Below are 19,161 nucleotides of genomic sequence, written 5' to 3' on the forward strand. Positions count from 1 at the left end.
TTGATGTCGCGGGCGGTGCCGCCCAAGACAGCGCCGGTAATGGGAATACAGCGGCGACGCAGTTCTCGATCGAGAATGACGGGACGTCACCGACCGTAGCCCTCTCGACTGGGTCTGCCGATCCGGTCTCTGGCGCCTTCACAATCACCGCGACCTTCTCGGAGGCTGTGACCGGCTTCGCCATTGGTGACTTCTCGGTTGGCAATGGTGCAGCGTCGAACTTCTCGGCGACCAGTGCCACTGTCTACACCGCAACAATCACCCCGGCCGCCGACGGCACTGTGACGGTCGATGTGGCCGCCGCCGCTGCCCAGGACGGTGCTGGCAATGGGAATGTCGCCGCGACGCAGTTCACGATCGAGAATGACGAAACCGGACCGACAGTCGCGCTATCGACCGGCTCTGCCGATCCGGTCTCCGGAGCCTTCACAATCACCGCGACCTTCTCGGAAGCGGTCACGGGCTTCGCCATCGGCGATTTCTCGGTTGGCAATGGTGCGGCGTCGAACTTCTCGGCGACCAGTGCTACGGTCTACACCGCCACGATCACCCCGGCGGCTGATGGCACGGTGACGGTCGATGTGGCCGCCGCCGCCGCCCAGGACAGCGCCGGTAATGGCAATACAGCGGCGACGCAGTTCTCGATCGAGAATGACGAAACGGCTCCGACCGTCGCGCTCGACGGCCCCGCTATCGATCAGGTCGGGACCTTCACGCTGTCTGTCGACTTCTCCGAGGGCGTGACCGGTCTGGTGCTGGCCGACTTCACCGTCGGCAATGGCAGCGCGGCCAATCTGGCCGGCTCCGGGAGCAGCTACACCCTCGACATCACGCCGACGGCAAGCGGACCGGTCACGGTCGACCTGGCCGCAAACTCGGCTCAGGATGCCGCCGGAAACGGCAATGTAGCCGCGACTCAGTTTGCGGTGGACGCTGATCTGAGCCTTCCGGAGCTGGACAGTCTCGTTGTCTCCGATGTCGATATTCGTATCGAGGATGTTGGAGGAAGCGTCACGCTTACGGCAACTTTCAGCGAAGCCATGGATGCAAGTCAGACCCCGGTCTTCACATTCTCGACGGACCTCTCGGCAACACTGTCGCTCGATAATGGCGCATTCTCTGCTGGCAATACGGTCTATACGGCAACCTACAGCGTCGCCGATGGCGGCCAGGTGGCCGCGGATGTCGATGTGACCGTGTCCGCCGCAGCGGATGCCGCGGGCAACGCCTTGCCAGATAGTCCGGTGGCCGACCTTCTGAGTGTCGAAATGCGCCGCGGCTCCTTGTCGGTCGCCGTCGCCATCACCGGGGGAACTGATGGAAGTTTCGACTTCAGTGGTGATCTGGGCGACTTCTCCGTCGCTACGACCAGCCAGGCCGGTGCGACCAGCTTCAATGATTTGGCCGAGGGCAGTTATACCTTCACGGCTGCCTCGACCGATGGCTTCAATCTCGATGCGATCAGCTGCACCGGCGGAACATTTGTCCTCGATGCTGTCGCGGGCAGCGCAACGGTGACATTGGGTCCGACGGACACGGTGTCTTGTGAGTTCACGCAGGTCGCCGAGCCGGATGTCGATGAAACCGTCATTCCGGTAGTCACAATCGAGCTGCCGACGCTGGCCGATGATCCGACCAGCACCACCAGCAGTTTCGATCTGCAAAACGTTGGGGGTGAAGCCTTCTACTTCACCGCGTCGACTGACCAGCCTTGGCTCGCCATCGACCCGACCGCAGGCTCCATTCCTGCGACCGGCAGCCTTGAATTCACGGTCAGCTTTACGTCGGCTGTGCTGGATCTGGCCCCGGGCGCCTACACGGCAACGATTACGGTTGTCGAAGTCAGCCCTCCCGCTCAACGCGGTGGTGGTAGTAAGGCCAATACTCTGGAAACACTGGAAATTCCGGTGAACATTGCAATCGAACCGCGCCTCGGTGATCTCACAATCATCACGAGCACAACCGCCCCGGAAGAGGGTGAGGGAAGCTTCTCTTACGCCTCAACGCTCACAGCGCTGGACGGGCAGACCGTAACGACGACCGGCGGCAGCGCCAGTACTACCGTCAATGATGTGCTTCGCGGGAGTTACGTCCTGACCCAGTTGGCGTCGGAAGGCTGGGATCTCGCATCCCTTTCCTGCACCGGCGATCTGGACGGCGGCAATGTCTATGATCTCGCGAGCGGTCAGGTCACGATCGACCTCGATGCCGAGGAGAACATGGTCTGCACCTTCACCAACCGGCGGAATGAGGATTATATCCGCGGCGTGACCCTGTCGGCGATCCGCAACTTCATGGCCACGCGTGCCGATCTCATCCTGACCAACAGCCCGCGTCTGGCCGGACGGATGCGCAGCGACCGGAGCTCGGCTACGCCGAACAGTTTCGCTGCAGATTTCCGCGACGGTCGGTTGAATGCCCAAATGTCGACGAGCCTGAGCGCCCTGCGTCAGGCTGTCGAGGCGAGCCAGCCGCAACAGCCGGGTGATGAGCGTTTCTCGCTGAATGGTCGGACCGGCATGTCCAGCTTGGATGTCTGGATGCAGGCCAGCGTCGCGAGCGTCTCGGACAACAGGGCTGGGCTGGGTTCAGATGCCGATTTCTCAATCGTGCATGTCGGGACGGACATCATGGTCTCCGAGAATGTTCTCGCTGGTGTGTTGATCCAGTACGACCAGACGGACATGACGACAGGCGACTGGAATAGTGCGGTCGAAGGGAATGGCTGGATGGCCGGTCCGTATATGGTCGCGCGGATATCGGACCATACCTATCTCGATCTGCGCGCGGCCTGGGGACAGTCGGACAACTCCGTCAATCCGATCGGTACGTACACAGACAGCTTCGAGACGGACCGCTGGTTGATCGAGGCGAATCTGGCCGGTGATATTCTGCATGGTGGATGGCGGGTCACACCGGGTGTCGGTCTGGCTTACTTCCATGAGAGCCAGGACGCTTACACGGATACGCTTGGCATCGTCATTCCCGGTCAGACGATTACGATTGGGCGACTCTCGGCCGGACCGGAAGTGGCATACCGCTTCGAGAACGCTGCGGGCGGCTATGTTGAGCCTTACCTCAACGTCACGGCACTCTACGACTATGATGATGCCGATGTGTTCAACGCCGCCGGAACCCTGCAAACGCTCGGTCATCTGCGTGGTGACGCGCGGTTGGGTCTGACCATGGAGATGGCGAATGGCGGTCGGATCTCGGGCGAGGTGTCAATGATCGGTCTGGGCGAAGGCGATTTTGAAGCCAACAGCGCCATGCTTCGGATCCGCTTGCCGCTCTCGATGCACTGACCGGTCAGCTCATCTGCCGCGCTTCAAACGGCCAAGACGCGTTCGCCTCTGCCAGGTCCTTGATCTGGCGGAGGCCCTCGCCTTGAAGGCTTGCGCGACCTAAGCTGGGACCAAATGACTCAATCGCGCGAAGACATCGAACAGAGTCGGCTCGACCGACTGGTGGCGGCCGGTGTGGTAAGCCGTGCCGAGGCCGCGCATGCATCGGCATTGAAAGCCGGCGCCCGGGAGCCATTGGACACCATCCTGACGCGAGCGGGGCTGGCCAGCGAGGCAAGCCTAGCGGCCTTTTTTGCTGCCGAGGCCGGGCTCGCTCATGCCGAGACGATCGATGATATCGGTGTTTTCGATGCGTCTGTGGACCTCTCAGATTTCAATCCCGATTTTCTTGTCGCCGAACGCGTGATCCCACTCGGTACGCGCGGTGACACGTGCGTTGTCGGCCTCGTCGACCCGATGAACCGAGACGCTCTCGATGGACTCCGCTTTGCCAGCGGGCGGTCCCTGGCCCCGGTCGTGGTAACTCACTCACTCTTCAACACCTTGTGCTCCGACCGTCTGACGGCCGAGCCTGGCGATGAGGCTGATGAGGGCGAGGAAGTCCTTGATATCAGCCTCGATGCCGAGCGCTTGCGAGATTTGGCAACTGCCGGCCCGGTAGTCCGCCGGCTCGACAATCTCGTGGCCCGCGCGACGGACGCGCGCGCGTCCGATATTCATGTCGAGCTCCAGCATCGCGAAGCGCAGATACGATTACGCGTCGATGGCGTCTTGAAGGATCATATTGCCTGGCCGACCGCTCAGGCGCTTGCGGTGATTTCGCGTGTGAAGGTGCTGGCGGAACTGGACATTGCCGAGCGCCGGCGGCCGCAGGACGGGCGTTTCTCGATGCCGGTCGCCGGGCGCACGATCGACCTTCGCGTGTCTGTCGTTCCCGGTCAGTATGGCGAGAGCCTTGTCCTGCGTCTGCTCGACCCGGAAGCGAGTCTCCGCGGCATTGAGAATCTCGGCCTGTCGCAATCGGTCAGCGAGCCTGTGGAGGCCATGCTGAACATGCCCCACGGATTGATCCTCGTGACGGGGCCGACCGGCTCGGGCAAGACCACGTCGCTCTACGCTTTCCTCCGTCGCCTCGCGAATGGAGAGCGCAAGATCCTGACAATCGAGGACCCGATCGAGTATCGATTGCCAGGTGTCGCCCAGTCACAGACAAATCCGGCGATCGACCTGACCTTCGCGAACGCTCTGCGGGCGTTTCTCCGTCACGATCCGGACGTGGTCATGGTCGGGGAAATCCGCGATCCGGAAACGGCCAGAACCGCCATTCAGGCCGCCATGACCGGCCATCTCGTCCTTTCCACACTCCACACGAATGACGCCCCATCGGCGATCAGCCGGCTGCAGGACATGGGAATTGAGGATTTCCTGTTGGCTGCAACGCTGGTCGGTGTCGTTGGCCAGCGTTTGGTCCGGCGCACCTGTCCGACCTGTGCAGGGGCGGGATGCAGCCACTGCGAGGAGACCGGATTTCGGGGTCGATTACCTGTGGCCGAGGCTTTCCGCGTCGATGATGCGATCCGGGCTTCGATTCGGGAGGGCGCGCGTGAAACCGGTCTCGACCCTGTGCTGAAACGGGCCGGCTATCAAACAATGTGGCAAGACGGTCTGGCCTTGTGCAAAAGGGGCCTGACGACGCGAGCAGAATTGCTGCGCGCGCTCGAAGACACAGGTCAGGCTGACACGGAGCGGCCTGGTGTCTGAACCACGACTTTGGCGTTATCTCGCGGAAAACGCGTCCGGCGGTGTCGAGCGAGGCGATATCCTGGCCGGCAGTTCCCGCCACGCTACCCAGCTTCTGGCGGCACGGGGCGTGGTGGCCGTGGAGGTCCGGGAGGTCAGTTCATCCCGCCGCTCGGAGCGTTCCGGCCGGCTTCCAAGTCCCTACATCGCGGACTTTACGGAAGATCTCGCGGAGCTCCTGGGAGCAGCCGTGTCGATTCATGATGCACTCGCCAGCCTGGCTGAAGGCGAAACTCGGGGGCGTCTCCGGGAGTTCATCCTGCGGCTTGAGGCCGGTGTCCGTGGCGGCCATTCGCTCAGCGAGTCCCTGAAAATCGATCCCGCCAACCCGCCGCGCATTCTGATCGCCATGACGGCAGCGGGCGAAGAATCGGGGCAATTGGCTGCGTCATTGAACGATCTCGCCGTGCGTTTGCGCGCGGAGCAGACATTGAAACGCGACCTGGCCGGTCAGCTGGCCTATCCAGCCGTTCTGGTCTGCCTGATCTATCTGACCCTCGTCTTCCTCGCCTTTATTGTCCTACCGCAGTTCGAGATCGTGTTCGCGGATTCCGCTGTCGCGCCGCCGGCAGAAACACGTTTCGTGATCGCGGTTGGCGCTTTCTTGCGCAGCTATGCGGTCTGGATTCCGGTTGGTCTGGTCGGCCTGGCTTGGCTATCTCGGACGGCGATGGCCCGATTCCCGCTCGTCGCAACCCGAATCCGCCGGGCCATGCCGATTATCGGGCCCGCCATGTGGAAACTGGATGCCGCGGCGTTTGCGCGGACTCTGGGTGTGCTGGTGAAGGCAGGTCTTCCCGTGAACCGGGCCGAGCGAGTGGCTCGCGGCGCTGTCGGGGATGCGGGAATGCGGGACGGGATGTCGAGGGCGGCGGACCGGGTCCGCGGCGGAACAGCCTTGTCGCGCGCCCTTGATGAGCAGAATGTCCTGCCTCACGACCTGATCCGGCAAATCCGCCTTGGCGAGGAAACCGGTGCTCTGGACACGTTCCTGCTGCGAACCGCGGATCGCTATGAACGCATGGCGCGATCGCGTCTGAGTCGGGCGCTGGAGTTGCTCGGGCCGGTTTTGATTGTCATCCTTGGTGCGTGCGTTGCTGGTGTCATCGCCGCGGTTATGTCGGGAGTTCTCAGTCTCAATGACGCTGTTTTCTAAAATGAAGACCATGCGCCGCCGATCTCGCAAGGAGGCCGGCATCACCTTGTTCGAGCTCCTCGTTGTGCTGGTCATTATCGCACTACTGGCGACGATCGTTGCGCCACGCGTGATCGGATATGCGGGCCGCTCCAAGGTGAATGTCGCGACAGCGCAACTTGCCTCGATACAGACATCACTGGAACTCTACTACCTCGATATGGGGCAGTATCCGAGCGAGGCTGACGGGCTCACCGCTCTGGTCGAACCGCCAGAGGATGCGCCCGCCTGGCAAGGTCCCTACATGCGAAACGCGTCCGGACTGACGGATCCGTGGGGGCGAGCTTACAGCTACGGGCTGGATGAAACTGGTGAGCGTTTCACCATTGGCAGTCTGGGCCGGGACGGAGAGCCGGGTGGCGAAGGAGAGGATAGTGACCTATCCCGCAGCTGATCAATGACGGTGTCGCGGCGCAATCGGGGCTTTTCTCTTTTCGAGATGCTGGCGGCGCTGGTTGTTCTTTCGCTCGCCACAGGATTGGTGGCTAGCCGCATTCGCCCAGACAGCGCGTCCGACAGACTGGATCAGGCGACCGCCCTGCTGGCCGATGATTTGCGGCGAGCCCAGCTTCAGGCCAGACGTGCCGCGTCTCCGGTGCCCGTCACCGTGACCGAGACCGGCTATCGTATCGACGCGGTCTCGGTCCACCGCGAGTGGCCGACAGGACTGGATGCCAGTTGGCAAAGCCGCCGTCGCAGTGGGTGGGGCGAAACTGACACGCTGAACATGGCCGGGCGCCCTCTATCCCGTGAAGAAGCCAGAATAGTCCTGCGGCTGGAAACGGTGGAGCGGGTCGTTCGCCTGGACGCAATTTCGGGACAAATCCATGTCGACCGATCGATGTAATAGCGACGGGTATGCCATCCTTGAAGCCCTGGTCGCGCTCGCGATTGCGGCGGGGGTGCTGACGGCGACGATGGCGGGGCTGGCCGGCCTGGCCCGCGGAGCGCGCCAGGCGGACCAGGTCCAGCAAGCCATGCTGGAAGCCCGAAACATCGAAGCCCGTTTCCGCGCAGGCTTGCCGGTCAGCGCGCTCTACGAGCGATATCCCGACTGGCGCATCGCGTTCACGCCGGTCGATCGGCCCGTCGACCCGCGCACCGGAGCCGTGCTGACGGGCGTGGTCCTCGAGCGCGCCAATCTGCCAGGCTGGCAGCTTCGTTTTGTCTATGTTGAAACCAGCAGGGCCCGCGCCCTTGAAGCGAGCGCCTATGAACCGGGATAGCGGTTTCACGCTCTTCGAGGCGCTGGTTGCGGTTGCTCTGCTTGCCTTGCTCGCTGTGCTTCTGGCCCCTGCGATCCGGGCAGTCAGCCTCGCCGAGGCCCGCGTACGTGAGCATGTTGTATCGCGTGAAACGACGGGCCGTCTTGAAGCCTTTCTGCGCGATAGTGTCGCTCAGATCCAGCCCATGCCTGACGCGACCGGCGACGGCGCGGTTTATGGGTCAGAGCGGGGATTGTCGCTCTGGGTCCGCATGCCGGCGAGCGGAGAACTGACGCGCCTGAATGTGACCTTGGCGCGTGAGGATGTCATCATTGCGATGGCGGGATCCGGCCCAATTCCCGGCGAGCCTCAAACCTCCAGACTGGCCGGCGTCGGGCGCGATGCCCGTTTCTTCTACTACGGCGAGACCGAAACGCGAGACGCTTTGGCCTGGACCTCGCAGTGGGAGTATAACCATTTGCCACGGCTCATAGTTTTGGACTTGGCGCCGATAGATGGCACAATCCGGCGAATTGAGATTGATGTGCCGGCGCAGGCGCGTTTCGACTGTGACTACGATTCAGGATTCGGCGTGTGTTTGGGGGGCGGCTAATGGATTTGCAGGCGAGTGGGCGGGCGCTTGGCGAAACGATCGCCGGCCTTGCCGCCTGGGCGGTTGAGGAAGTCCGCCGTGATCTCCCGCGCCCCGTCCTGGAAGCTGGCCGGAGCGTGATTGCTGACCGGTATGACGTGTCGACGGAAGGGCAACTCCACCCGATCGGTCAGGTTTTGCGTTCCTGGCTCGGCACGTTGATCCGAAGCGACGACCGGGCTGCTGCCCGCAAGGCGAAGGCTGATCGCGTCGAGCTTGTTCTTCCCGATGCCGAGATCTTCCGCACGCGGGTTGATGTGAATGCGATTATTTCACGCCGCGGTGATGCCGCCCTTCGCGCGCGGCTGCAGCAGCACTCTCCCTTGCCGCCGCAGCGCGCCGTGCTGGCCTATGCGCTCGTCGGACCGGGCACTGCCGGGCGCATCACTGTGGATGTCGCGGTTGCGCACCGGGCCACGGTCGAAAGGGCTGCGCGCCTGGCCCGTGAACGGTCGGACAAGTGGCAGATTGTCGCCGACCGGTCGGATGCGTCGCCGCTCATTCTTGCCGATTCCAAAGCGGGCGCTGACGTCCGGCTCTGGCAGAGCCCAGTTGTGCGGGTCCTGGTTGCTGTGGCGGCAGCCCTGATTTGTCTTGCAGCCGTGTCGGACCGCTTCGAGCGGCAGGCGGATCGTATCGCGGCACAGCGGGACATCCTGCTCGAGGAGGCGCGAGATCTTCGCCGTCAGCGGTCAGTGCGGGCGGAGGTCGAGCCGGCTCTGTTGTTCGCGGAATCCTATGTCGGCCTTGGTGATTTACTGGATGGTCTGGCGGATGCGATGACGGATCCGGACATGCCCGACGCGATCGCGCGCCTGGACCTTCAATCCCCTGATGCCGTGCGAGTCCTGCCCGCGGATCCGGCGCGCGGTTCCATCCTTCTTCCCTTGGGTCGTCCGACGGATGCGGAGTCCGGATCATGAGGGCGGTCATGCTGACCCTTTCCCGTCCCTGGTCGACGGTGTTGGCCTGGAGTCTGGTGGTTCTTCCTGTGGTCCTGGTGGGGGTGTTCGTATGGACTTCATTGCATCAGGCGATCGCCGGCTGGTCGCGTAGCGAAGCGCTCCAAGCAGATGTTGGCCAGCTGACCGAGAGTCTGGCCGAGGCGGATGCCGTCCACGTGCGTTGGATGCAGGCGCGTCAGCTGACGGCCGAGACCCTCGTCGAATTGTCGGATCCGGCGCGCAGTCGTGAGGCATTCAGCGAGCGCTTCGGCGCATTTCTGTCGGACCTTGAAGCGGCCGGCGTGGCGACCGATCAGGCTAGCGGGGTCGGCGAAAGCGTTGTCACCGAGCGGGTCGGTGAACTGCATGCTGTCTGGGCGGGTGTCGCGCCAGTTGAGGTCGTGCTCTCCATTCTTGAAGATCCCCGATTCCGGCCTCTGCGCGTTGCCGAAATGAGCCTTGTCGCGACGGGTGTGCCCGGAGATGCCGAAATCATTCTCGAATTTCGTCAGCCTTATCTGATCGGTGCACCGGAATGAGTTCAGGCTCAAACATGATCTCGGGGGCTGCGACGCTTCTTCTGATATCGGGCGCGCTTTGGGCCAGTGCCTGGCCCCTGCGGTCGCTCGCTCGCCCAAGTGCCGCGCAAGCGGTGACGGCCGAAGAAGACACGCGCAGCGAGGGTTGGCGGGCGTCGGTATCACAAGCCCTGCAACCCCGTTCGGCGCCACCGGTCCGGCTCGCCGCGCCGCAGCGGCCGCTGGCACGGTATGAACTGGTTGGGGTTGTGGAGGCGGATTCCGGCGGCTGGGGTCTGTTTCGCGGCGATGACGGGCTGGTCACAATCTCGCTAGGAAGACGCCTTGAAGATTATACACTGATATCGTTGACGCCACAGGCAGCGATCTTCGAGCGAGACGAGGATCGCGTGACGCTGTCGCGCGCTCAACGCTAATGCAGTTTGTTTTGCTAGAGCTGCACTCTTTGTAGCGCTAGGGTCACCGCCAGCTTGATCGGCGAGGGGATGGGTTCGTGTCACAGCGTTTTGTCTTATCCAGTTTGGTTTGCGGGGGGCTTTTGCTCACCCTGCAGGCGTGCGCGCAACTCATGCCGGATGCCGCGGGTGTTCACGCCGGTCGCTTCCCTCCCGCGAACCCGCCGGCTGACGAATCTGAATTGGCGTCGACCGGTACCGGTGCGCTGGGCGCGCAGCCGCCGGCGTCCGACGCGGACGTGCCCGGTCCCATCGAGCAGGACCGCTTGGTCTATTTTGATGCCCGCGACGGGTCCCGCCTCAGCCAGTCACCCAACCGTTCGGATCTCGACAGCCGGACCTTGCGTCTGAACTTTGTTGACGTGCCGGTCGCTGACGTCGTTCGAACCATTGTTGGCGACGCGCTGGGTCAGACCGTGATGGTGGCCGATGGCGTTTCCGGCCGTATATCGCTGACATCTTCCGAGCCAGCGCCGGCCCGTGCCGCACTCGCGGCACTCGAGACGGTGCTGGGCGAATCCAATCTCGTGCTTGCCGAGCGCGCGGAGGGGTATCTCCTGACCCGGCTGGATATGGCACGTCCGGGGCTGACAGGGCTCTCGTCGGAGCTGGGCTATGGCGGTCGTGTCGTGCCGGTTACCCACACGACGCCAAGCGCGATTGTGTCGCTGATTGACCCGTTCCTGTCGGACAGGGTGGAGGTCGTGCCGCACGATGCGCTGGGCGTGCTGGTCCTGGCCGGACCGGGTCCGGATGTCGATGCTGCCCGGAGAGCGGCCATTCTTTTTGATCGTCCATTCCTGACCGATCGTGTCTTCGGCATGTTCGAGCTGCGCTATGTCTCGGCCGAAACGGCGAAGAGTGAAGTTGATACCGTGCTGTCCGGAACCGGCATGTCGATTGATGCCATCCAGACCATAGCCATGCCGCGCCTCAACATGCTGCTGGTGACGGCGCGCGACCGCAGCCAGTTCGAGCAGGCGCAAGTCTGGATCGAGCGATTGGACCGGCCATCGGCAGGCTCGGAGCGGCGATTGCGGTACTATGTGGTCCGCAACTCACCCGCCTCCACATTGGCCACGCAAATCACAGCCGCCTTTGCCGGTGGCCAGACCGGGACCGGGCAATTGATCGAGCCGCGCTTCCAGGGTGACGACGCGCACGGTGATTCCAGTGCCCCGGGTGAGGAGCAGAGTCGGCTCACCATTATTCCTGACGAGCTCAACAACGCCCTGATCATCCGGGCGACCGATCAGGAATACCGCGAGATTCTCGATCTGGTTCAGCGCATGGATGTCATGCCGCCACAGGTGCTCATCGAAGCGACAATCGCCGAAGTTCGCCTGGAGGATGGCCTCGATTTCGGTGTTCGCTGGTATTTCGAGAATGCGGGATCGAGCGAGACATCAAGTCTGCAATTCTCGGATTCCAACACAGGCTCCACGGCTCCGGTCTTCCCGGGATTCAACTATGCCTTCTCCGGAACCGACCTGACGGCGACGCTCAGCGCGTTGCGGTCGATCACGGATGTGACCGTGCTCTCGGCGCCTTCCATCATGGTCCAGAACAATCAGACAGCGCATCTCCAGGTGGGTGATGAGGTGCCGATCGTGACCCAAACCGCGACCTCGGTGACCGAAAGCAATGCGCCGATCGTGTCGTCCGTCGAGTTGCGGGAGACGGGGGTGATTCTGCAGGTCACGCCGCGCATCAATGCCAGCGGCATGGTGGTGCTCGAGGTCAATCAGGAAGTCTCGAGTGTGCGCCCGACGACAACGTCGGGTATCGACTCGCCGACCATCCAGAAGCTCGAATTTTCCAGTACGGTCTCGGTGCGGAGCTCGAATACAATCGCCCTGGGCGGGTTGATCCGGGAAACTACCTCGGACAATGAATCGCGCACGCCCCTTCTCGGGGACATTCCGGGCGTCGGCAATCTTTTCCGCAACCGCGCCATGACCAGTCAGCGCAGCGAGCTGGTGATTTTCCTGACGCCGCGCATCATCTGGACCGATGATGATGTCGGTAGCGCCCTCACGCATGTGCGGCGCCAGTTTGAAGCCCTGGAGGCCAGACAGCCCGGCCTCTTCGACAATTGACACCGTATCCAGTCGCCAGCGCGTCGCGCGTTCACGAGCGCGGTTCGGCCCTGATTTTTGTTCTGTGGCTAGCGCTCTTTCTGGCGGCGGTTCTGCTCACGATCACGACCATTACGCATACGCGCCTGCGTCTTGCAGCGGTCGAGCGTGACGGTCTGGAGCGTGAAGCGGCGTTGCGCTCGGCACTGGATGTCGTTGCCTATGACATTGCCCAGATCGGTCGTAGCCATGTCGCGGCCTTGCCGGTCGAGGTTCAGCTCGGCGAGTACGTGGTTTCGGTTCAGGCCGGACCGGGTCAGCGTTTGATCGATCTGAATATGGCGAATGAAGAGCAGTTGACCGCGCTATTCGTCCGTCTGGGTGAGAGCCAGGTTGCGGCGGAGACAATCGCCGACCGGATACTGGACTGGCGTGATGTGGACGATGATGTGCGCGCGCGCGGTGCCGAGCGTGCGGCGTACGCCGCCCGTCCAGAGGATGCGCCGCAAAATCGCGGCTTTGCCTCGGTCGAAGAGTTGCGCCATGTGCTCGGCCTCACGCCCCGGCAATATGCCTGCGCGGCGACCTATCTGACCGTATTGGGAGGCACACTGGCACCCGCGCGTGATTCAGCGAGTTTCGGCCCGGATACCCGGATTGACGGCATGCGGGTCTCGCTGCGCGCTTCGGTCATTGACGGTGCCGGTCGTCGGCACGAATTGGTCGGCCTCGCAGAGTTCGAAACGGCCTCGGACCGCCCCTTCCTCTGGGTTGCGTTTGGCGAGGATAGGTTACAGAACCTCAATTGTCCGTCGGGGGGGGGAATCTGATGATGGCGTCTGGACTGATCCGTATGGATCAATGGAAGCGCCTCGCAATGGCGGCCCTCGTGATGGCTGCGCTCGCGACGTTTTTCTGGACGACATCCCGCTACCCGTCGCTGGACGAGAAGGCCATGATGGGCGGGGCAATCCAGCTCGAGGACCCGCTCGGATTCGAGGCTCTGATCGCGCTGGATCCGGCAGATTCGGTGGTTGAGCGTGTCGGCGTTTCAACCGTCAACTGGATCAATACGAACAAGAAGGGCATGATGTTCGGGTGGCTCTTCGGTGCCGCCTTTCTCACCCTGTTGGGCTATTTCCGGCGGCGTAACTTCAAGGGAAGATTCGCCAATTCCTTCTACGGCATGGTGATCGGGGCGCCCCTGGGCGTGTGCGTGAACTGCGCCGCGCCGATCGCCCGGGGCCTGTTTCAGGGCGGGTCACGGGCCGAGACCACGCTGTCGGCCATGATCGCCTCGCCAACCCTGAACGTCGTCGTCTTGACGATGGCGTTTTCGCTGCTGCCTTTCTACATCGCGGTCACGAAACTCGTGCTCAGCCTCGCTGTCATCCTGGTGGCTGTACCGCTGATCTGCCGGGTTCTGCCGCAAGAGCGTCTCCTGCATTCGGTGAAGCCCGTGCCGGCGCCCCAAGCGCCGGATTTGCCCGAGCCCGAGCTCGAAACCCTGACGGCGTCCCTGGCGGGGTTCGTTGCTGATTTTGCGCGGAATTTCTGGTTCATCCTTCGCATGACCGCGCCGCTCATGCTGCTCGCCGGCTTCCTTGGCGCGATCGCGGCCACACTCCTGCCAGTCGACCTGATCAATGGCCGTGAATTTGGCCCGGTCAGCGCGCTTGCCGCGGGCGTGGTGGGTACATTCCTGCCTGTGCCGATCGGGTTTGACGTGGTCGTGTCCGGCGCGCTGCTCAATGGCGGGGTTGGTCATGGTTTCATCATGACGCTCGTCTTCACGCTCGGCAGTTTCAGCGTCTACTCCTTCATGATTGTCGCGACGTCGGTCGGCTGGCGGGCGGCGGGCCTGCTTGCGGCGACCGTTTGTGTATTGGGTGTCGGGAGTGGCGTGGTCATTGACGCCTATCACGATTACCAGACGCGGCGCGCGATCGAATTGCTGACCAGCGCCGATGAGGTCGTGGCGTCTGCGCCCGAGGCCGTCAACCGGACCATGAGTCTTCCCGTCCAAGATCCGCCCGGTCTGGCGGCGCTTCAGACAGCGGCAGAGGATGATATTGAACTCGAGCGTCTGCCCTATGGCGAGGATGCCGCTTATGGCGATGCACCTTTCACCCGCATGGAAGCGTGGCAGCTGGGTATCGACCATGCCGTCGAGTTCTCGATGGGTGATATGTGGCCGCCCTTCTGGGAAGGGCGAAGTGTGGCGTCCGGCGATATTGATCGCGACGGGGATATCGACCTGGTTTTCGCGTCGACACGGGTGGGGCTTTATATCTACCGCAATGACGGCGCCGGGGGCTTTTCGGGGGGCGCGGTGGATGCGTCGAACCTTCGGTCGCTCCCCATCTTCAACGCGGCTTTGATGGATGTCGACAATGATGGCTTCCTCGATCTGTTCCTGACGACATTCCGCGAGGGCAACTTCATTTTGCCGAATGAGGGCGGGCATTTCGCGGACGACCGATTGCGGCCGGTCGCCAACCGCGATGATGCCATCTTGACCCTGGCAGCCAGTTTTGCCGATGTGGACCGGGATGGAGACCTCGATATCGCGCTCGGCAATTGGGCGGCCGGCTGGTACCGGCGCATCCCCGGCGAGGAATCGCGAAATCGCATCATCCTGAATGATGGCGGCGCACTGAGCGGGCAGGATTTCCGTGATCTCCCGGGCATTCCCGGCGAGACCCTGTCAATCCTGTTCTCTGACCTGGATGCGGATGGCTCGACCGACCTGCTGGTCGGGAATGATTTTGAAGTGCCGGATTATGCCTATTTCGGGGATGGTGCCGGCCAGTTCACCGCCGTGACGCATCAGGACGGTTTGATCCCGATGACGACGAATACGACCATGTCAGTCTCATCCTTTGATTTGCGTAACACAGGCCAGATGGCGCTGTATTTCGCACAAATCGCGGGCCGGGCTGATGGTGTGTCGGACAGGCTCAGAATGCAGCCAATCGAGCAATATTGCGACGGAATCGAACGCGATCTGGATCGCGAGATTTGCCAGCGCAATATGGCGATCAAAGTCTGGTACAGGTCCGGCAACAGCCTGGATCCGAGCAATGCCCGGCGTTGTTCCGGCTTTGAGGAGCCGTACCGGTCGGAGTGTCGCGGCATGATGCTCAAGGATCTGGCCATCCAGGATAATAATCCCGAAATGTGTGCGATTATCCCGGTCGGCCAAACCACGATCCGGGCGCTTTGCGACGTTCATTTCCTGCCATCGCGCGCCATGACCGTTCGCGAGCAGGATGAAGCCCTGCCGCAGATCATGTCACGGAATGTCCTGCTGGAGCGGGCCGGGCAGGAGGCTTACGCAGAGACTGCACAGGCCATGCATGTTGAAGTTGGCGGCTGGAGCTGGGATGTCTCACACGGTGATTTTGACAATGATGGCTGGCAGGACATGTATATCGTCAACGGGACCTGGGTTCCGAATGAGGTGACGCCGTCGAACATATTCCTGCGCAACCGGGCAGGTGAGCGGTTTGAAGAGGTGACGGAGGCGTATGGGCTCGGTGATTTCGCGATAACTGCGGCCGCGACTCTGGCCGATATCGACAATGACGGCGATCTGGATGTGATCGCCGTCCCTGTGAATGCGCCAGTTACCGCTTTCCTGAACAATTCCGACCGCTCTTCCATCAGCTTCCGTCTGGTCGACGAGCGGGGCAATCGCGATGGGATCGGGGCGCGGATTGAAATTCGCCATGCCGGTTTCGGCACCGGTCTGCAGACCCGCGAAATCCAGTTGGGCGGGGGCTTCATGTCGTTTGACGCCCCGATCGCGCATTTCGGACTGGGTGATCTGGAGCAGATCGACAGCGCATCGATCCGGTGGGCGGATGGAACAGTCACACAAATCAATGAGCCGTTGGAGGCGGGAGCGACGTATCGCGTTCACCGTCGCAGGCATGGCAGGAGTGTAGAGTGATGCGAATGAGAATTCTGCTTGGCGCCGGCGTTGCGGTCCTGGCCGCCGTCATCGGCTTCGCGATGTATCAATGGTCGTCGCACTCCGACCTTTCCGAGGCGCAAATGGCCGCGCGCATGGAGGAGGCCGAGGCCGCATTTGCTCGCACCGACTATGCGGAAGTCGCTGAGATCTTGACTGAATTGTCGGAGGCTGGCCTGCCTCTGGCGCAGTATCGCCTGGGCCTGATGTACCGCGAAGGTCGCGGTGTGGAGATCGATCTGGATCGCGCGATCGCGCTGCTTGAAGATGCCGCGGCCCAGGAGTGGACGGCCGCTGAGGACGCGCTGATCGGCCTGTATCTTGAGCGCGCCGAAGCGGCATCGGAGCCGTCGGAAGAGATTGACTGGCTCGAGCGAGCATCGCGTCGCGGCGATATCGGTGCGACCGCTGTGATGGGCTCCTACTATTTTTCCGGGACCGGCGTCGAGCGCGACCTGGTGCGAGGCTTGCGGCTGCTCACCGAAGCGGCGGAAGCGGGCGATGTCCGTGCACAGTCCAATCTCGGCTATGCCTATTCGACCGGGACGGGCGTCGCGCGGGACGATGCGCGCGCGCTGCATTGGTACCAGATGGCGGCCGAAGCCGGGATGGTACGCGCGCAAGCTGCGGTCGGTCTGTTTTACGAGACGGGGCGTGGCACCGAGCCGGATACAGCCGAGGCGGTGCGATGGTATTTGAACGTGCTCGGGGAAGGTGTGCCAGGCATCAGCGCCCGCCTCGGCGCGTTGGTCGCCTCCGGACAAATCGGGGCCGAGCAGTTTCCGAATGCACAAGTCTGGGTGCTGGATGCGGCGCGTGCCGGTGATGGCGCGTCCCTGCGCTGGACCGAGGAGCGCGCCGATTCAGGTGATGCGGCGGCGCTGAACGCATTGGCCGTCATGTATGAGACGGGCGAGGGCGTTCCACAGCATGATGCGCGGGCGCTCGACTATTTCCGCCAGGCCGCAGAGGCGGGTGCCCCGTCAGCCCAGCTGGCCATGGCGCGTCGCTTCGCGGCCGGGCAGGGCGTGACGCAGGACTATGTGCAAGCGCATGTCTGGGCGAATCTGGCCGCTGCGAATGGTGCGGCAGAAGCCGCCGGGGAGCGCGATGTGTTCGCCCGTTTCCTGACGCCCGAGCAATTGGCAGAGGCGCAGAACCGGGCGGCTGACTGGCAGCCGTCGCAATAGGTCGGACCGTGATGCTCGTTCAAACATACAGGAAATGGCTCGTCGTCCTCGGTTTTGTCGTCGGCCTTCCATCGCTGGCGGTCGCTCAATCGGGCGATACGATCGAGGCCCTGCTCGAGCAGAGTGATTATGGCAGCGCCCGTCTTCAGGCTGAGGCGCGCGCGGCGAGTGGCGATGACGAGGCCCGCTCATGGCTGGCCTATATGTATCGCCAGGGGCTGGGCGTGCCCCAGGATCTCGTCCGCGCCGTTGAGCTTGATCGGATGTCGGCGGAATCGGGGGTGCCGCGATCACAGAATGCGCTTGGCCATTCGCTCGTCATGGGTCTGGGCGTGGAGCCCGATGCCGGAGCTGGTCTGGCCTGGCTGCTGCGGGCCGCCGAGACCGGTGATGCCCGATTTGAATTCGACTATGCGCAGGCGCTGTCGTCGGACTCGAGCGGATCTCCCGATCTCACCGAGGCAGCCATCTGGTATCGGCGGGCAGCGGACCAGGGTCTCGTCGAGGCCCAGACCAATCTGGGCATTCTTTACATGACCGGTCAGGGCGTTCAGCAAGACCTCGATCGGGCTCGCGTGCTGTTCATTGCCGGCGCAGAAGCAGGCGATGCGCAAGCCCAGAACAATCTGGGTCTCCTCTATGTTCGTGGAGACGGCGTGCCCAGGGACTATGACGTGGCCTTCCAATGGTTCCGGCTGGCAGCCGATCAGGACCTGCCGCAGGCATTGCGAAATCTCTCGGTCCTGTATGAGAGCGGCCAGGGCGCCCCCGTGGACGAGGCCCAGGCGCGCCAGCTTCTCGAGCGAGCGCGGATGCTCGAGGGCGGTGGCCTGGATCAGCTGTTGTCGATCATCGGTTTTCCGGTCGACGACCGTCTTCGTGATCTCGACTGGACGGCGCCGCCGGACCGGACCGAGCTGACCGCGGTTGAGGCCAGCGACGTCATTGCCCTGTATATTCAGGGCCACCGCTTCATGCGGGGTGGCGGAGTTCGCCAGGATTTACAGTCAGCCCGATCCATGTTCGAGGCGGCGGCGGGGCAAGGTCTGGGCAGCGCGGATTTCAGTCTCTGCCTGCTTCACGCCAACGGGTGGGGCGTGCCCCAGAATTACCGGACCGCCTATGTATGGTGTAGCCTCGCGGCCTATCGCGGGTATCCCGATGCCGATCTCCTGCGCGATAATCTGGCCCTTCAGATGACCGGCGATCAGGTCGACACGGCCCGGCGAGAGGTGGCGCGACGACTGTCATCAGACTGAGTCAGTCGCTGCCCGCAGGGCGTTGGGGAATTCGCTTATGATGATTGTGTGCGCTCGCCGAGCAGTGTAACGTCCCGGACAGGAGATTGTTCATGCGCCGAAGCCGCTTAGTCCAAGTTGCAATGATCCTCAGCCTGCTCCTCGTGGTGCCGGTTGGCGGAGCTGTTGCGCAGGCGCAATCTGTGGCCGCGGATGTCGGCTTGTCAGCGCGCTATGCGGGAAGCCGCATTTATTTCGATGCCGACCCGACTTATTCCAACATTACCGTGTCCGTGAGCGGTCCGGATGGTTATCACGGCCAGGTTTATTCCGAGCGCCGCGCCCCCAGTTTCCGCCTTGCGGATTTTGGCGAGGTTGCCGACGGCCTCTATCGCTTTGAAATAACTGCGGCGACTCAGGTTTACGCGGCCGAGCGATCCAGCCGGGAACCGGCTGGCTATAACGGGCGCGAGCCCACAGCCCAGCGTCCGCGCGAAGGCGTAAGTTTTTCAGGAAGTTTCCGCGTCGAAAATGGCCAGGTATTGGTCTTTGATGACGCAGACCAAGAGACGTAATCCAGGCAC

At 62.8% G+C, this 19,161-nt stretch carries 16 protein-coding genes; all 16 read left to right on the plus strand.

Features of this window, described 5'->3' with window-relative positions; genetic code table 11:
- Positions 1-3,305 (plus strand): Ig-like domain-containing protein (locus JXQ94_RS00005; protein WP_421921780.1); only part of this gene is annotated, 3,305 nt, incomplete at its 5' end.
- A 114-nt stretch (positions 3,306-3,419) separates the two neighbouring features.
- Positions 3,420-5,066 carry a GspE/PulE family protein gene (locus tag JXQ94_RS00010; RefSeq protein ID WP_421921781.1) on the plus strand — a complete coding sequence of 549 codons (1,647 nt, stop codon included), beginning with the start codon at positions 3,420-3,422 and terminating at the stop codon, positions 5,064-5,066.
- Positions 5,059-6,261 (plus strand): type II secretion system F family protein, encoded by a 1,203-nt coding sequence (locus tag JXQ94_RS00015; protein ID WP_421921782.1) that lies wholly within the window; start codon positions 5,059-5,061, stop codon positions 6,259-6,261. Before JXQ94_RS00010 ends, JXQ94_RS00015 begins: the two co-directional genes overlap by 8 nt.
- Before the next feature lie 10 nt (positions 6,262-6,271).
- On the plus strand, positions 6,272-6,694 hold the full coding sequence (gene gspG, locus JXQ94_RS00020; protein WP_421921783.1) for a type II secretion system major pseudopilin GspG: 423 nt from the start codon (positions 6,272-6,274) through the stop codon (positions 6,692-6,694).
- Positions 6,695-6,697: 3 nt separating this feature from the next.
- On the plus strand, positions 6,698-7,147 hold the full coding sequence (locus tag JXQ94_RS00025; protein ID WP_421921784.1) for a pilus assembly FimT family protein: 450 nt from the start codon (positions 6,698-6,700) through the stop codon (positions 7,145-7,147).
- Positions 7,128-7,526 carry a type IV pilus modification PilV family protein gene (locus tag JXQ94_RS00030; RefSeq protein WP_421921785.1) on the plus strand — a complete coding sequence of 133 codons (399 nt, stop codon included), beginning with the start codon at positions 7,128-7,130 and terminating at the stop codon, positions 7,524-7,526. Before JXQ94_RS00025 ends, JXQ94_RS00030 begins: the two co-directional genes overlap by 20 nt.
- The gene (locus JXQ94_RS00035) at positions 7,513-8,118 is read left to right on the plus strand and encodes a prepilin-type N-terminal cleavage/methylation domain-containing protein (protein WP_421921786.1); all 606 of its coding nucleotides are present in this window, start codon (positions 7,513-7,515) and stop codon (positions 8,116-8,118) included. The genes JXQ94_RS00030 and JXQ94_RS00035 overlap by 14 nt, the downstream gene beginning before the upstream one ends.
- A complete protein-coding gene (locus JXQ94_RS00040; RefSeq protein ID WP_421921787.1) occupies positions 8,118-9,080 on the plus strand; it encodes a hypothetical protein in 963 nt (320 codons plus the stop codon). The genes JXQ94_RS00035 and JXQ94_RS00040 overlap by 1 nt, the downstream gene beginning before the upstream one ends.
- Before the next feature lie 8 nt (positions 9,081-9,088).
- Positions 9,089-9,640, plus strand: coding sequence for a hypothetical protein (locus JXQ94_RS00045; RefSeq protein WP_421921788.1), 552 nt, complete (start codon positions 9,089-9,091; stop codon positions 9,638-9,640).
- Positions 9,637-10,056: a hypothetical protein gene (locus tag JXQ94_RS00050; RefSeq protein WP_421921789.1), complete on the plus strand. Its 420-nt coding sequence runs from the start codon at positions 9,637-9,639 to the stop codon at positions 10,054-10,056. Before JXQ94_RS00045 ends, JXQ94_RS00050 begins: the two co-directional genes overlap by 4 nt.
- A 152-nt stretch (positions 10,057-10,208) precedes the next feature.
- Complete coding sequence (gene gspD, locus JXQ94_RS00055; RefSeq protein ID WP_421921790.1) at positions 10,209-12,194, plus strand: type II secretion system secretin GspD; 1,986 nt, start codon at positions 10,209-10,211, stop codon at positions 12,192-12,194.
- The gene (locus tag JXQ94_RS00060; RefSeq protein WP_421921791.1) at positions 12,191-13,003 is read left to right on the plus strand and encodes a hypothetical protein; all 813 of its coding nucleotides are present in this window, start codon (positions 12,191-12,193) and stop codon (positions 13,001-13,003) included. The genes gspD and JXQ94_RS00060 overlap by 4 nt, the downstream gene beginning before the upstream one ends.
- Positions 13,003-16,128 (plus strand): FG-GAP-like repeat-containing protein, encoded by a 3,126-nt coding sequence (locus JXQ94_RS00065; RefSeq protein ID WP_421921792.1) that lies wholly within the window; start codon positions 13,003-13,005, stop codon positions 16,126-16,128. Before JXQ94_RS00060 ends, JXQ94_RS00065 begins: the two co-directional genes overlap by 1 nt.
- Positions 16,128-17,339 (plus strand): tetratricopeptide repeat protein, encoded by a 1,212-nt coding sequence (locus tag JXQ94_RS00070; protein ID WP_421921793.1) that lies wholly within the window; start codon positions 16,128-16,130, stop codon positions 17,337-17,339. Before JXQ94_RS00065 ends, JXQ94_RS00070 begins: the two co-directional genes overlap by 1 nt.
- A gap of 11 nt (positions 17,340-17,350) precedes the next feature.
- Positions 17,351-18,598 (plus strand): tetratricopeptide repeat protein, encoded by a 1,248-nt coding sequence (locus JXQ94_RS00075; RefSeq protein ID WP_421921794.1) that lies wholly within the window; start codon positions 17,351-17,353, stop codon positions 18,596-18,598.
- A gap of 44 nt (positions 18,599-18,642) precedes the next feature.
- Positions 18,643-19,152, plus strand: coding sequence for a hypothetical protein (locus JXQ94_RS00080; RefSeq protein WP_421921795.1), 510 nt, complete (start codon positions 18,643-18,645; stop codon positions 19,150-19,152).
- Positions 19,153-19,161: the final 9 nt, after the last annotated feature.

Origin of the sequence: Maricaulis maris (genome assembly GCF_049116555.1) — a bacterium.
In the GTDB taxonomy this organism is placed as follows: Bacteria; Pseudomonadota; Alphaproteobacteria; order Caulobacterales; family Maricaulaceae; genus Maricaulis; species Maricaulis maris_C.